At 53.7% G+C, this 13,113-nt stretch carries 13 protein-coding genes; 10 read left to right on the plus strand and 3 right to left on the minus strand.

Features of this window, described 5'->3' with window-relative positions:
- Positions 1-39: 39 nt before the first annotated feature.
- The gene (malE, locus tag AAYN39_RS16880; protein WP_000695415.1) at positions 40-1,230 is read right to left on the minus strand and encodes a maltose/maltodextrin ABC transporter substrate-binding protein MalE; all 1,191 of its coding nucleotides are present in this window, start codon (positions 1,228-1,230) and stop codon (positions 40-42) included.
- Between the two features lie 361 nt (positions 1,231-1,591).
- On the opposite strand from malE, the gene malK reads away from it, so the two are divergent.
- From malK to ubiA, 5 genes are all read left to right on the plus strand, one after another.
- The gene (malK, locus tag AAYN39_RS16885) at positions 1,592-2,701 is read left to right on the plus strand and encodes a maltose/maltodextrin ABC transporter ATP-binding protein MalK (protein ID WP_000179176.1); all 1,110 of its coding nucleotides are present in this window, start codon (positions 1,592-1,594) and stop codon (positions 2,699-2,701) included.
- Between the two features lie 89 nt (positions 2,702-2,790).
- Positions 2,791-4,149, plus strand: a complete 1,359-nt coding sequence (locus tag AAYN39_RS16890; protein ID WP_000973678.1) for a maltoporin — start codon at positions 2,791-2,793, stop codon at positions 4,147-4,149.
- Between the two features lie 163 nt (positions 4,150-4,312).
- Positions 4,313-5,230, plus strand: coding sequence for a maltose operon protein MalM (gene malM / locus AAYN39_RS16895; protein ID WP_000782497.1), 918 nt, complete (start codon positions 4,313-4,315; stop codon positions 5,228-5,230).
- Positions 5,231-5,410: 180 nt separating this feature from the next.
- Entirely contained in the window at positions 5,411-5,908 is a 498-nt protein-coding gene (gene ubiC, locus AAYN39_RS16900) for a chorismate lyase (protein WP_000019220.1), read from the plus strand.
- Between the two features lie 13 nt (positions 5,909-5,921).
- Positions 5,922-6,794 carry a 4-hydroxybenzoate octaprenyltransferase gene (gene ubiA / locus AAYN39_RS16905; RefSeq protein WP_000455249.1) on the plus strand — a complete coding sequence of 291 codons (873 nt, stop codon included), beginning with the start codon at positions 5,922-5,924 and terminating at the stop codon, positions 6,792-6,794.
- A gap of 98 nt (positions 6,795-6,892) precedes the next feature.
- Here the strand turns inward: ubiA and plsB are convergent, their stop codons facing one another.
- Complete coding sequence (gene plsB, locus AAYN39_RS16910) at positions 6,893-9,313, minus strand: glycerol-3-phosphate 1-O-acyltransferase PlsB (protein ID WP_000017366.1); 2,421 nt, start codon at positions 9,311-9,313, stop codon at positions 6,893-6,895.
- Positions 9,314-9,483: 170 nt separating this feature from the next.
- Between plsB and AAYN39_RS16915 the strand changes: the two genes are divergently transcribed.
- The 5 genes from AAYN39_RS16915 to AAYN39_RS16935 all read left to right on the plus strand — a co-directional run bounded on the left by AAYN39_RS16915 (position 9,484) and on the right by AAYN39_RS16935 (position 12,414).
- On the plus strand, positions 9,484-9,852 hold the full coding sequence (locus AAYN39_RS16915; RefSeq protein ID WP_000002902.1) for a diacylglycerol kinase: 369 nt from the start codon (positions 9,484-9,486) through the stop codon (positions 9,850-9,852).
- Positions 9,853-9,960: 108 nt separating this feature from the next.
- Positions 9,961-10,569 carry a transcriptional repressor LexA gene (lexA, locus tag AAYN39_RS16920; RefSeq protein ID WP_000646079.1) on the plus strand — a complete coding sequence of 203 codons (609 nt, stop codon included), beginning with the start codon at positions 9,961-9,963 and terminating at the stop codon, positions 10,567-10,569.
- Between the two features lie 178 nt (positions 10,570-10,747).
- Positions 10,748-12,073: an MATE family efflux transporter DinF gene (dinF, locus tag AAYN39_RS16925; protein ID WP_001128110.1), complete on the plus strand. Its 1,326-nt coding sequence runs from the start codon at positions 10,748-10,750 to the stop codon at positions 12,071-12,073.
- Complete coding sequence (locus AAYN39_RS16930) at positions 12,070-12,183, plus strand: hypothetical protein (RefSeq protein ID WP_077905026.1); 114 nt, start codon at positions 12,070-12,072, stop codon at positions 12,181-12,183. Before dinF ends, AAYN39_RS16930 begins: the two co-directional genes overlap by 4 nt.
- 21 nt (positions 12,184-12,204) lie before the next feature.
- Positions 12,205-12,414 (plus strand): CsbD family protein, encoded by a 210-nt coding sequence (locus AAYN39_RS16935; RefSeq protein ID WP_001030592.1) that lies wholly within the window; start codon positions 12,205-12,207, stop codon positions 12,412-12,414.
- A 99-nt stretch (positions 12,415-12,513) separates the two neighbouring features.
- On the opposite strand, the gene zur is transcribed toward AAYN39_RS16935, so the two are convergent.
- A complete protein-coding gene (gene zur, locus AAYN39_RS16940) occupies positions 12,514-13,029 on the minus strand; it encodes a zinc uptake transcriptional repressor Zur (RefSeq protein ID WP_000416271.1) in 516 nt (171 codons plus the stop codon).
- Positions 13,030-13,113: the final 84 nt, after the last annotated feature.

Raw genomic sequence — 13,113 nt, forward strand, 5'->3', positions numbered from 1 at the left:
TAAGGCATTTATGCCGCCATCCGGCACAGGCTCGCGGCATTACTTGGTGATACGGCTTTGTGCATCTTTCAGCGCGGCATCCACGGTTTGACGGCCGCTGGCGGCGTTAATCACAGCCGTACGTACCGCATACCAGAAGGCGGACATCTGCGGAATATTCGGCATGATCTCGCCTTTCTGGGCGTTATCCATGGTGGCGGCGATACGGGGGTCTTTCGCTAACTGCTCCTGGAAAGATTTCAGCGCCACGGCGCCCAGCGGTTTGTCTTTGTTCACCGCCTCCAGACCCTGATCGGTCAGCAGGTAGTTTTCGAGGAACTCTTTCGCCAGCTCTTTATTCGGGCTGGCAGCGTTAATCCCCGCGCTCAGCACGCCGACGAACGGTTTCGAGGGTTTACCTTTGAAGGTCGGCAGCAGGGTGACACCGTAGTTGACTTTGCTCTTGTCGATGTTCGACCATGCCCACGGACCGTTGATGGTCATTGCCGTTTCGCCTTTATTGAAGGCTGCTTCGGCGATGGAGTAATCGGTATCGGCGCTCATATTTTTGTTCTTGATCATATCGATCAGGAAAGTCAGACCTGCTTTCGCGCCGGCGTTGTCGACGCCAACGTCTTTCACGTCATACTTGCCGTTTTCAAATTTGAACGCGTAACCGCCGTCAGCGGCGATCAAAGGCCAGGTGAAATACGGCTCTTGCAGGTTGAACATTATCGCCGACTTCCCTTTCGCTTTTAGCTCTTTATCCAGCGCCGGGATCTCTTCCCAGGTTTTCGGCGGGTTCGGGACGAGGTCTTTGTTATAAATCAGGGAGAGGGCTTCAACGGCGATGGGGTAGGCGATCAGCTTGCCGTTATAACGTACCGCATCCCAGGTAAACGGATAGAGTTTGTCCTGAAACGCTTTATCCGGAGTAACCTCCGCCAGCAGACCAGACTGCGCGTAGCCGCCAAAACGGTCGTGCGCCCAGAAGATAATGTCAGGACCGTCGCCGGTGGCAGCCACCTGCGGGAATTTCTCTTCCAGCTTATCCGGGTGCTCAACGGTCACTTTAATGCCGGTGTCTTGCTCAAATTTTTTACCGACCTCGGCCAGACCGTTATAGCCCTTGTCGCCGTTGATCCAGATAACCAGTTTACCTTCTTCAATTTTGGCGAGAGCCGGGGCGGAAATCATCATCGTCGTAAGTGCGGATAATGCGAGGATGCCTACGCCAGTTTTAATCTTCATATCTCCCATCCTTTTTGGTGATGTACACAGAGGTGGTTTAACGGTCTCTAGTTTCTTTATACGACAACCTCTTTCCATCCTCCCTACCCCTACGCCCCACCCCGGCTTTATGTGATCTGTGTTGCATAAATGTGAGTAATGCGTGCTGGCGCACACAAAAACACGCCGATTTTTGCGGGCGGCATCACGAAATTCCTTTTCTGTCCGCGCCCGTGGTCTCAGGCGTTGTGTCCTCATCCTCCCGCCTCCTCCCCCATAAAAAAGCCGGGGGGTGGAGGATTTACCCCAGTCAGGGATCGCGCATAGTCAGGCCATCATGAATGTTGCTGTCAATGACAGGTTGTAACGAAGGGAGAAGGGCATGGCGAGCGTACAGCTACGAAATGTAACGAAAGCCTGGGGTGACGTGGTGGTATCGAAAGATATTAACCTCGATATCCATGACGGGGAGTTCGTGGTGTTTGTCGGACCGTCAGGCTGTGGTAAATCGACCTTGCTGCGTATGATCGCCGGGCTTGAAACTATCACCAGTGGCGACCTGTTTATCGGGGAAACCCGTATGAATGATATTCCGCCTGCCGAGCGCGGCGTGGGCATGGTATTCCAGTCTTATGCGCTCTATCCCCATCTCTCCGTTGCAGAAAACATGTCTTTCGGCCTCAAGCTGGCGGGCGCCAAAAAAGAGGTAATGAATCAACGCGTCAATCAGGTGGCGGAAGTACTGCAACTGGCGCATCTGCTGGAACGTAAGCCAAAAGCGCTTTCCGGCGGTCAGCGTCAGCGCGTAGCGATTGGCCGCACGCTGGTGGCGGAGCCGCGTGTGTTTTTGCTGGATGAACCGCTCTCTAACCTGGATGCCGCGCTACGCGTGCAGATGCGCATTGAAATTTCTCGCCTGCATAAACGTCTGGGCCGCACGATGATTTACGTCACCCACGATCAGGTCGAGGCGATGACGCTGGCCGACAAAATCGTGGTGCTGGACGCTGGTCGCGTCGCGCAGGTCGGTAAGCCGCTGGAGCTGTACCACTATCCGGCGGACCGCTTTGTCGCGGGCTTTATCGGCTCGCCGAAGATGAACTTCCTGCCGGTGAAAGTGACCGCCACCGCAATTGAACAAGTCCAGGTCGAACTGCCGAATCGCCAGCAAATCTGGCTGCCGGTCGAAAGTCGCGGCGTGCAGGTCGGCGCCAATATGTCTTTAGGCATTCGGCCGGAACACCTGCTGCCGAGCGATATCGCCGATGTCACCCTGGAAGGTGAAGTCCAGGTGGTCGAGCAGTTAGGGCACGAAACACAAATTCATATCCAGATCCCCGCCATCCGTCAAAACCTGGTTTATCGCCAGAATGACGTGGTGCTGGTAGAAGAGGGCGCCACATTCGCTATCGGCCTGCCGCCAGAGCGCTGTCATCTGTTCCGCGAGGATGGCAGCGCATGTCGTCGTCTGCATCAAGAGCCGGGTGTTTAAGGCCTCCATAAAAAAACGAAACGCAAAACCATTCGCAGTTTTAGAAGGTGGCAGCGTTTAAAGAAAAGCAATGATCTCAGGAGTATAGAATGATGATTACTCTGCGCAAACTCCCTCTGGCGGTTGCTGTCGCAGCGGGCGTAATGTCCGCTCAGGCAATGGCTGTCGATTTCCACGGTTACGCCCGTTCCGGTATTGGCTGGACGGGAAGCGGCGGCGAACAACAATGTTTCCAGGTGACCGGTGCACAAAGTAAATACCGTCTCGGTAACGAATGTGAAACCTATGCGGAACTGAAACTGGGCCAGGAAGTGTGGAAAGAGGGCGATAAGAGCTTCTATTTCGACACCAACGTCGCCTATTCGGTTAACCAGCAGAACGACTGGGAATCGACCGATCCCGCCTTCCGCGAAGCGAACGTGCAGGGTAAAAACCTGATTGAATGGCTGCCGGGCTCTACCATCTGGGCCGGTAAGCGCTTCTATCAGCGTCATGACGTACACATGATCGACTTCTACTACTGGGATATTTCAGGTCCTGGCGCAGGTATCGAAAATATCGATCTGGGCTTCGGTAAGCTTTCGCTGGCGGCGACCCGGTCTACTGAAGCGGGCGGCTCTTACACCTTCAGCAGCCAGAATATTTATGATGAAGTAAAAGATACCGCTAACGACGTCTTTGACGTACGTCTGGCTGGTCTGCAAACGAACCCGGACGGCGTACTGGAGTTGGGCGTTGACTACGGTCGCGCCAATACGACCGATGGTTATAAGCTGGCTGATGGGGCATCGAAAGACGGCTGGATGTTCACCGCCGAACACACGCAAAGCATGTTGAAAGGCTATAACAAGTTTGTCGTGCAATATGCCACCGATGCCATGACCACGCAGGGTAAAGGCCAGGCGCGCGGTTCCGACGGTTCTTCATCTTTCACTGAAGAATTGCCTGATGGAACCAAAATTAATTATGCCAATAAGGTCATCAATAATAATGGCGATATGTGGCGTATTTTGGATCATGGCGCCATCTCGCTTGGTGATAAATGGGATTTGATGTACGTCGGTATGTACCAGAATATCGATTGGGATAATAACCTGGGTACTGAGTGGTGGACCGTGGGCGTACGTCCAATGTACAAGTGGACGCCAATCATGAGTACCCTGCTGGAAGTCGGCTACGACAACGTGAAATCTCAGCAGACCGGCGATCGTAACAATCAATATAAAATCACCCTGGCGCAACAGTGGCAGGCGGGCGACAGCATCTGGTCGCGTCCGGCTATCCGTATTTTCGCCACCTACGCGAAATGGGATGAGAAATGGGGCTATATCAAAGACGGCGATAACATTTCCCGTTATGCCGCAGCGACTAACTCCGGCATTTCCACCAACAGCCGTGGCGATAGCGATGAGTGGACCTTCGGCGCCCAGATGGAAATCTGGTGGTAATACGATGGTCATCTGACGTAACGAGGGGCGCAAGCCCCTCTGAAACATCAGGTCTGATGATGCTTGTAAGCCGAATAAGGCGCCAGCCGCCATTCGGCGATATGTTTGGGTTGGCGCGCTATTGCCTGGCTACCGCTGAACCCGCCTTATTGAGGTGAGAATAATGAAAATGAAGAAAAGTCTCGTCGCCCTCTGTTTAACCGCAGGGCTGTTCGCCAGCGTGCCGGGTATCAGCCTGGCGGAAGTGAACTATGTACCGCAAAATACCAGTGCCGCGCCCGCTATTCCTGCTGCTGCGCTACAGCAATTAACCTGGACGCCTGTAGATCAGTCAAAAACGCAGTCTACCCAACTGGCGACGGGCGGCCAGCGCCTTGACGTCGCCGGCATTACCGGCCCGGTCGCCGCTTATAGCGTTCCGGCGAATATCGGCGAGCTGACATTAACTCTGACCAGCGAGGTCAATAAGCAAGCCAGCGTTTTTGCGCCAAACGTGTTGATTCTTGACCAAAATATGACGCCTTCGGCGTTCTTCCCCAGCAGTTACTTTACTTATCAGCAGCCGGGCGTCATGAGCGCAGATCGGCTGGAAGGCGTGATGCGCCTGACGCCTGCGTTGGGGCAGCAGAAACTCTATGTTCTGGTGTTTACGACCGAAAAAGATCTTCAGCAAACTACTACGCTGCTCGATCCGGCAAAAGCCTATGCCAAAGGCGTCGGTAACTCTATCCCGGATATTCCCGATCCAGTTGCTCGCCATACCACTGATGGCGTGGTGAAACTGAAGGTGAAAACCAACAGTAGCTCCAGCGTATTGGTCGGGCCGTTGTTTGGCTCGTCCGGTACCGGGCCGGTAACGGTAGGCAATACCGCCGCGCCGGTCGCTGCGCCAGCGCCAGTCGCGCCGAAGAAAAGCGAACCGATGTTGAACGATACGGAAAGCTACTTTAATAAAGCGATTAAGGATGCCGTAGCGAAAGGCGACGTCGATAAAGCGCTGAAACTGCTTGATGAGGCCGAACGTCTGGGATCGACATCTGCCCGTTCCACCTTTATCAGCAGTGTAAAAGGCAAGGGGTAATTGTTTCCCCACAGTGCTGATTTTGCAGCAACTGGTGCGTCTCCTGGCGCACCTTTTTTTGTCATTTCATGCGAATTGTTATTTTTTTGTTGCGCAACAGATCACTTAATTGTGATTGCGCCCCCCGTAATGTCTTTTCTGAGATACAATGACTTTAGGTTATGAATCGGAGAGTAAGGCATGTCACACCCTGCGTTAACGCAACTGCGTGCGCTGCGCTATTTTGATGCGATTCCTGCGCTTGAACCCCATTTGCTGGACTGGCTGTTGCTGGAAGATTCTGTGACTAAACGTTTTGAGCAGCAGGGAAAGCGGGTAAGCGTGACGCTGATTCGGGAAGCGTTTGTCGGCCAAAGTGAGGTCGAGGAAGCATCAGGTTTACTGCCATCCGAGTCCCGCTACTGGTTACGTGAGATACTGCTTTGCGCTGACGGCGAGCCCTGGCTTGCCGGACGTACCGTGGTACCGGAATCCACGCTGTGCGGACCTGAACAGGTCTTACAACATCTGGGTAAAACCCCGCTTGGACGTTATCTATTTACATCATCGACACTGACCCGCGATTTTATTGAAATTGGACGCGATGCAACGCTGTGGGGGCGCCGCTCTCGACTGCGGTTGAGCGGAAAACCGCTGTTGCTTACCGAGCTTTTTTTACCTGCATCGCCGCTGTACTGAGAGGAAGATAAAGATGGAGTGGAGTCTGACGCAGAGTAAGCTGCTGGCGTTTCACCGTTTGATGCGTACAGATAAGCCTATTGGCGCGTTGCTGCTGCTCTGGCCGACGCTTTGGGCGCTATGGGTGGCGACGCCGGGTATGCCTCAGCTGTGGATTTTGGCAGTTTTTGTCGCTGGCGTGTGGTTAATGCGCGCGGCGGGCTGCGTGGTGAATGATTATGCCGATCGTAAATTTGACGGACATGTAAAACGTACGGTCAACCGACCTTTACCCAGCGGCGCCGTGACAGAGAAAGAAGCGCGCAACCTGTTTGTGGTGCTGGTGCTGCTGGCGTTTCTGTTGGTGCTGACGCTGAACGCCATGACGATTCTGCTTTCCGTGGCGGCGCTGGCGTTGGCCTGGGTTTATCCCTTTATGAAACGCTACACCCACCTGCCGCAGGTCGTGCTGGGGGCCGCTTTCGGCTGGTCAATCCCCATGGCGTTCGCCGCGGTGAGCGAATCCCTGCCGTTGAGCTGCTGGCTGATGTTCCTCGCCAATATTCTCTGGGCGGTGGCTTACGATACGCAATATGCGATGGTCGACAGAGATGATGATATCAAGATAGGCATTAAATCGACTGCGATCTTGTTTGGTCGTTATGACACATTGATTATCGGGATTCTGCAGCTTGGCGTCATGGCGTTAATGGCGCTGATCGGCTGGTTGAATGGTCTGGGATGGGGATATTACTGGGCTGTGCTGGTGGCGGGCGCGCTGTTTGTCTACCAGCAAAAACTGATTGCGAACCGTGAACGTGAAGCCTGCTTTAAAGCCTTTATGAACAATAACTACGTTGGCCTGGTGCTATTTTTAGGGCTGGCGATGAGTTACTGGCACTTCTGATGTCATGCCGGGCGAACCCGGCCTACAAAGCCAAAATTTTCAATACGTCATATCAGTTGCCCGATGAGCTTGCACTATCGGGCATTTCAGGCACTGGCTTACTCGCCCTGCGTCGCGCTTTCAATCGTCAGACGGACATCAGAGGTAATTAGATCGGCAAGCATCTGATATATCTTCATCGTTTCTGCCGGTTCGGCATCGCCCGTATCACTGATATAACCCTCATCCCGTAGCGTCAACACGAGTGAACTGAACACCGCTTTGTCGAAAAACTCCGGCGCGTTAATACCGTGCAGGACAGACAGACGTTGCGCCACGGTACGGCTTTCTTTCTCCAGCGTACTGCGGTTGATGGACGGATTGGCGCTCAATAGCCAGAACGTAATGGCATAACGCTGTAGCGTTTCACGCGCGCCTGCCGCCAGCAGTTGCAGCGTACGGGAATGCGTCGGGTTGATATGCAGTTCATCATCCTGCAGGGTAATTAGCCCCTGACGCTGCATTTCACTGGCCAGCGCGTCGATGACCGAGGCTAACTCCTCGCGCTCCCAGCGCAGGAACAGCTCCGCTTTTAACATCGGATAGAGCGCTTCAACATGCTGCTGCAACGCATCACGCGAAATGCGACGATGCTGGGTGATAATCGCCGCCATCAGCGAAGGCATAATCAACATATGCGCGATATTGTTACGATAATAGGTCATCAACACCGCCTGCTCGCGCGGCAGGATGATGATATCGCCAATGGTGTCTTTCTCGACCTCAAACTTATTCATCTGCAGCGCGTGAGCGATGAGCTCGCCAGCGCTGGCGGCAGGAACCGTTGAGTCTGTGGAATAAGGGACATTGCGCATCAGATCGAGATAGCAGTCAAGCTGCTCGGTGAGCTGCTCGCGGGTGAGCGAGCGCTGACGCGACGCTAACAGCGCGGTACAACACAGGTTCATCGCGTTTGCCGCGCCAGCGTTGTTAATACGCACCATCAGATCGGCGGCAATACTATTTACCGTCGGCGTCAGCCAGGCTGGGCGTATGGCCTCTATAGGGTCGATAGATTCGCGCCACTCTGGCACATGCTGGTTCAGGTACGTCATGAGCGGCATCGGTTCGCCAAAGTTAACGTAGCCCTGACCCAGATTGCGCAGCTTGCTCAAGCCTTTCAGCATCTGCGGCAGACTCTCTTTCTCTTTTGTCGCGCCGCGCAGCTCTTTCGCATAGGTGCCCACTTCCATGACGTGCTCATAGCCAATGTAGATCGGTACGAGGGTAATTGGGCGGGTACCGCCGCGTAGCATCGCCTGGATAGTCATCGACAGGGTGCCGGTTTTCGGATCTAACAAACGTCCGGTACGCGAACGTCCTCCTTCGACAAAATACTCAACCGAGTAACCGCGGCTGAACAGCTCGCCCAGGTATTCGCGAAAGACGGTGGAATAGAGTTTATTCCCCTTAAAGGTGCGACGAATAAAGAACGCGCCCAGACGACGGAAAATTGGGCCAGCGGGCCAGAAATTAAGGTTAATACCGGCGGCAATGTGCGGCGGAACCAGCCCCTGATGGTACAGCACATAAGAAAGGAGCAAGTAGTCCATATGGCTGCGGTGACAGGGTACATAGACGATTTCATGCCCGTCGTGCGCCAGTTGGCGTACGCGCTCGGCGTTATGCACGTTAATCCCCTGGTAAAGTCGGTTCCAGGTAAACCCCAAAATCCTGTCGGTCAAACGAATCATCTCGTAAGAGAAGTTCGCCGCGATCTCTTCCATCAGCGCAATGGCGTTTTGCTGCGCTTTTTCATGAGAGATTTTCTTACTGCGCGCTTCGTCTTCTACCGCGCGGGCGATCGCTTTCGAGGCCAGCAGTTTGTTAAACAGATCCTGACGGGCGGGCAGGCGTGGGCCAACCGCCGCCAGGCGCTGGCGAGCAAAGTGCATACGCGCCACGCGAGCCAGCTTCTGCGCGATGATTTTATCGGTGCCGTGTTCATCAGCCATGCGACGCAATGAGACGGACGGCGAGAATCGGACAAAGCTATCGCGGCCCAGCCAGGAGATGGCAAAGAATTTCTGTACGCCGTTCAGCATACGTAAAGGCGGGTTCTCTTCTCCTTTTTCACGACCCGGCGCGCGGCCAAACATCACGGAAACGGGCACCATCTGCACGTCCAAAGCTGGATTACTCCGATGCAGATCGAGATAATCGTGAAAAAGTTTCACCGACTCTTCTTTTGGCGTGTAATAGGTAAAGACACGCGGTCCGCCGTGAATAAATACATAGCGTGGCAACAGCGCGCCGTCGATCTCCAGCGGCTCCAGCGGATCCGGGAGATCGTGCGCCAGACATTGCGCCCGCAGCGTCAGTAAGTCCGCTTTTGAGTTGTATGGCAAGACATACATAATGGGGCGAGAAGTATCGAGCCCCAATTCCTGGGCGGGTTCCGCCGGAATAGACTTGCTTTTTACCAGTATGCTTAATGGTAAATTCAGTAATTTGTAGTAAATTCGTGGCCAGCCGGACATAAACGATGTAAAGCCTCTGGTTAATAATGCAAATGCGGTGCAAGGATATCAGAAAGTTTAGCGAATTTCTGTTGTATCCCGTCATACTTCGCGCTGCGTTACGGCAGTCCGAATCGTGCAGGGCAACCGTATAATGTCATTGACGTTAATAATGTAAAAAGGTTCTTTTGATGGCCAATAATACCACTGGATTCACCAGAATTATCAAAGCGGCAGGATATTCCTGGAAAGGATTTCGCGCCGCATGGACTCACGAAGCGGCGTTTCGCCAGGAAAGCCTCGCGGTATTGCTGGGCGTCATCATCGCCTGCTGGCTGGATGTGGATGCGATTACCCGTGTGTTATTGATAGGTTCCGTTTTACTTATCATGATTGTTGAAATCCTCAACAGCGCTATTGAAGCGGTCGTTGACCGCATCGGTTCTGAATACCATGAGCTTTCCGGCCGTGCGAAAGATATGGGATCGGCTGCGGTGCTACTGTCTATTTTCGTTGCCCTGATGACCTGGGGCATCCTGTTATGGTCACATTTTCGATAAAGGTTCCAAATTTTATAAATCTCTTGTTTTTTGCGCCGTTTGTGGTTCCAAAATCACCTTTAACTGTATATACTCACAGCATGACTGTATATACACCCAGGGGGCGGAATGAAAGCGTTAACGGCCAGGCAACAAGAGGTGTTTGATCTCATCCGGGATCACATCAGCCAGACAGGTATGCCACCGACGCGTGCGGAAATCGCGCAGCGTTTGGGGTTCCGTTCCCCAAACGCTGCGGAAGAACACCTTAAGGCGCTGGCGCGCAAAGGGGTGCTTGAAATCGTTTCCGGCGCATCGCGAGGTATCCGTCTGTTACAGGAAGAAGAGGACGGATTACCGCTTGTCGGGCGTGTCGCGGCGGGTGAACCGCTTCTGGCGCAGCAGCATATTGAAGGCCATTACCAGGTCGATCCTTCACTGTTCAAACCCAGCGCCGATTTCCTGCTGCGCGTGAGCGGTATGTCGATGAAAGACATCGGTATTATGGATGGGGATTTGCTGGCGGTACATAAAACGCAGGACGTCCGTAATGGCCAGGTGGTTGTCGCTCGCATTGATGATGAAGTGACAGTAAAACGGCTGAAAAAGCAGGGCAATAAAGTGGAACTGCTGCCGGAAAACAGCGAGTTTACACCGATAGTGGTGGATCTGCGCGAACAAAGCTTTACGATTGAAGGGCTGGCGGTAGGCGTCATTCGCAACGGGGAATGGTTGTAATCTCTTTTTAATCTCCTTGTAAGCCGCCATCCGGCAATCGTGTAGCCTGATGGCGCTGCGCTTATCAGGCCTACGGGAATGCAGTTCCTGAGATGATTAATTTGTAGGCCGGATAAGGCGTTACGTCGCCATCCGGCAATGCGCTCGTTTCGTTTAACTCCTTGTCAGGCTTTTCTCCATGCCGCTTTTTACCTCCTCTGATAAAGCTCTCTGGCGTCTTGCGTTGCCGATGATTTTTTCTAACATCACCGTCCCCTTACTGGGGCTGGTCGATACGGCGGTGATTGGTCATCTGGACAGCCCTGTTTTCCTGGGCGGCGTGGCGGTGGGCGCGACTGCCACCAGCTTTCTTTTCATGCTGCTGCTATTTCTACGTATGAGCACCACCGGCCTAACGGCGCAGGCATTTGGCGCCAAAAATCCGCAGGCGTTAGCCCGGGCGCTCATTCAACCGTTATTGCTGGCGCTGGGCGCAGGCGTGATGATTGTGCTATTTCGCACGCCGCTTATCGAGCTGGCTTTACATATTGTCGGCGGGAACGACGCTGTCCTGGTGCAGGCGAGACGCTTCCTTGAAATTCGTTGGCTAAGCGCTCCCGCGTCACTGGCGAATCTGGTGCTGCTCGGTTGGCTGTTAGGCGTTCAGTATGCGCGGGCGCCGGTTATCTTGTTGGTCGTGGGCAATATCCTCAAAATCGCGCTCGACCTGTGGCTGGTGATGGGGCTTCATATGAACGTGCAGGGTGCCGCCCTGGCGACGGTCATCGCAGAATATGTCACGTTACTGATCGGCCTCATGATGGTACGTAAAGTTCTCCATCTCCGCGGTGTGTCGCTGGATATGCTAAAACAGGCCTGGCGCGGCAACGTGCGCCGCCTTTTGGCGCTCAATCGCGATATCATGCTGCGCTCATTGCTCCTTCAGCTTTGTTTTGGCGCAATCACGGTGTCAGGCGCGCGGCTGGGCAGCGATATTATCGCGGTAAATGCAGTCCTGATGACCTTACTCACCTTTACGGCCTATGCGCTGGACGGTTTTGCTTATGCGGTGGAGGCGCACTCCGGTCAGGCTTACGGCGCGCGTGACGGTAGCAAGCTACTGGACGTCTGGCGAGCGGCGTGTCGTCAGTCAGGAATTGTGGCCTTGTTGTTTTCCACGGTCTATGCCCTGGCAGGCGAACATATTGTCGCGTTACTAACCTCATTGCCGCAAATACAGCTACTGGCGGATCGGTATCTTATCTGGCAGGTGGTATTACCGCTGGTGGGCGTATGGTGCTATCTGCTCGACGGTATGTTTATTGGCGCGACGCGCGCTGCCGAAATGCGCAATAGCATGGCTGTCGCCGCGGGAGGATTCGCGCTGACGCTCTTCGCCCTGCCGGTATTAGGAAATCATGGTTTATGGCTGGCATTAACCGTATTTCTGGCGCTACGCGGTCTGTCGTTGAGCCTTATCTGGCGTCGTCACTGGCGCGAGGGTACATGGTTTGCCAGATCGTGATGGTTAAAAATTCTGAATATAAAACCGAAGGCCGAATTCCTGCCTACAATTATTATCACGTCCAGCAGAAATTGCAGTGCATTTGGGCGAATAACACCTGCTATTCCTAACCGAATGATGAGGACAAGATGATGAATAAAGACGAAGCCGGCGGTAACTGGAAACAGTTTAAAGGTAAAATGAAAGAACAATGGGGCAAACTGACCGATGACGATATGACCGTTATCGAAGGTAAACGCGACCAACTGGTAGGTAAAATCCAGGAGCGTTACGGTTACCAGAAAGATCAGGCGGAAAAAGAGGTTGTTGACTGGGAAACCCGTAACAACTATCGCTGGTAATATGTTTTCCCCTATCAGGAGTACATGGATGTGCTTCCCACTGTTTGCTTATGAATGCGGGCGTGCCCCTCTCTACTGCCGCCCGTTTTTCCGTTCAGGCTAACGCGGTTTTTTCTTCACCAGCACCGAGTGATCGTGACCACAGTCGCCCGGATGGCGACACGCTTCCACTTCTACGCACGCAGGGCACAGACCGTGCGCCTCAATAACGTTATGTCGTAGCGCAAAGCCCATTTTAGCCGCCAGCGTATGCATGATGTCTTCCACGCCCTCGGCACACTCTTCCTTCACCACGCCGCAACGATCGCAGATAAACATGGCCGAGCTGTGCGTCGGCTGGTCGAACAGGTGGCAAACCACATAACTATTGGTGGATTCCACTTTATGGACAAAACCCTGTTCGAGCAAAAAATCCAGCGCGCGGTAGATGGTGGGCGGTTTGGCCTGTGGTTCCGTTTCGCGCAGCAAATCGAGCAAATCGTATGCGCTGATGGCACCCTGTTGCAGACTCATCAGGCGCAGCACTTCGAGGCGCTGAGGCGTCAGGCGCACGTTGCGCTGCGCGCAGAGTTTTTCAGCTTGCGCCAGTAACTCTTGCGTTGTGGTCTTTTCCATGTAGCACCTCGAATGGCATGAAAGTCTAATCCGTTACTTTACCACGAGCTGCTTAAAACTCTGAAATTACCCCGCGACAATATA

It is taken from the genome of Salmonella sp. K21076, from assembly GCF_039650795.1.
Taxonomy (GTDB): Bacteria; Pseudomonadota; Gammaproteobacteria; order Enterobacterales; family Enterobacteriaceae; genus Salmonella; species Salmonella enterica.

Bases quoted from the DNA above. Each gene is read 5' to 3' on its own strand.
- lexA (WP_000646079.1), top strand. From the start codon at position 9,961: ATGAAAGCGTTAACGGCCAGGCAACAAGAGGTGTTTGATCTCATCCGG.
- AAYN39_RS16915 (WP_000002902.1), top strand. From the start codon at position 9,484: ATGGCCAATAATACCACTGGATTCACCAGAATTATCAAAGCGGCAGGA.
- dinF (WP_001128110.1), top strand. From the start codon at position 10,748: ATGCCGCTTTTTACCTCCTCTGATAAAGCTCTCTGGCGTCTTGCGTTG.
- plsB (WP_000017366.1), bottom strand. From the start codon at position 9,313: ATGTCCGGCTGGCCACGAATTTACTACAAATTACTGAATTTACCATTA.
- ubiA (WP_000455249.1), top strand. From the start codon at position 5,922: ATGGAGTGGAGTCTGACGCAGAGTAAGCTGCTGGCGTTTCACCGTTTG.
- malE (WP_000695415.1), bottom strand. From the start codon at position 1,230: ATGAAGATTAAAACTGGCGTAGGCATCCTCGCATTATCCGCACTTACG.
- ubiC (WP_000019220.1), top strand. From the start codon at position 5,411: ATGTCACACCCTGCGTTAACGCAACTGCGTGCGCTGCGCTATTTTGAT.
- zur (WP_000416271.1), bottom strand. From the start codon at position 13,029: ATGGAAAAGACCACAACGCAAGAGTTACTGGCGCAAGCTGAAAAACTC.
- AAYN39_RS16890 (WP_000973678.1), top strand. From the start codon at position 2,791: ATGATGATTACTCTGCGCAAACTCCCTCTGGCGGTTGCTGTCGCAGCG.
- AAYN39_RS16935 (WP_001030592.1), top strand. From the start codon at position 12,205: ATGAATAAAGACGAAGCCGGCGGTAACTGGAAACAGTTTAAAGGTAAA.
- malM (WP_000782497.1), top strand. From the start codon at position 4,313: ATGAAAATGAAGAAAAGTCTCGTCGCCCTCTGTTTAACCGCAGGGCTG.
- malK (WP_000179176.1), top strand. From the start codon at position 1,592: ATGGCGAGCGTACAGCTACGAAATGTAACGAAAGCCTGGGGTGACGTG.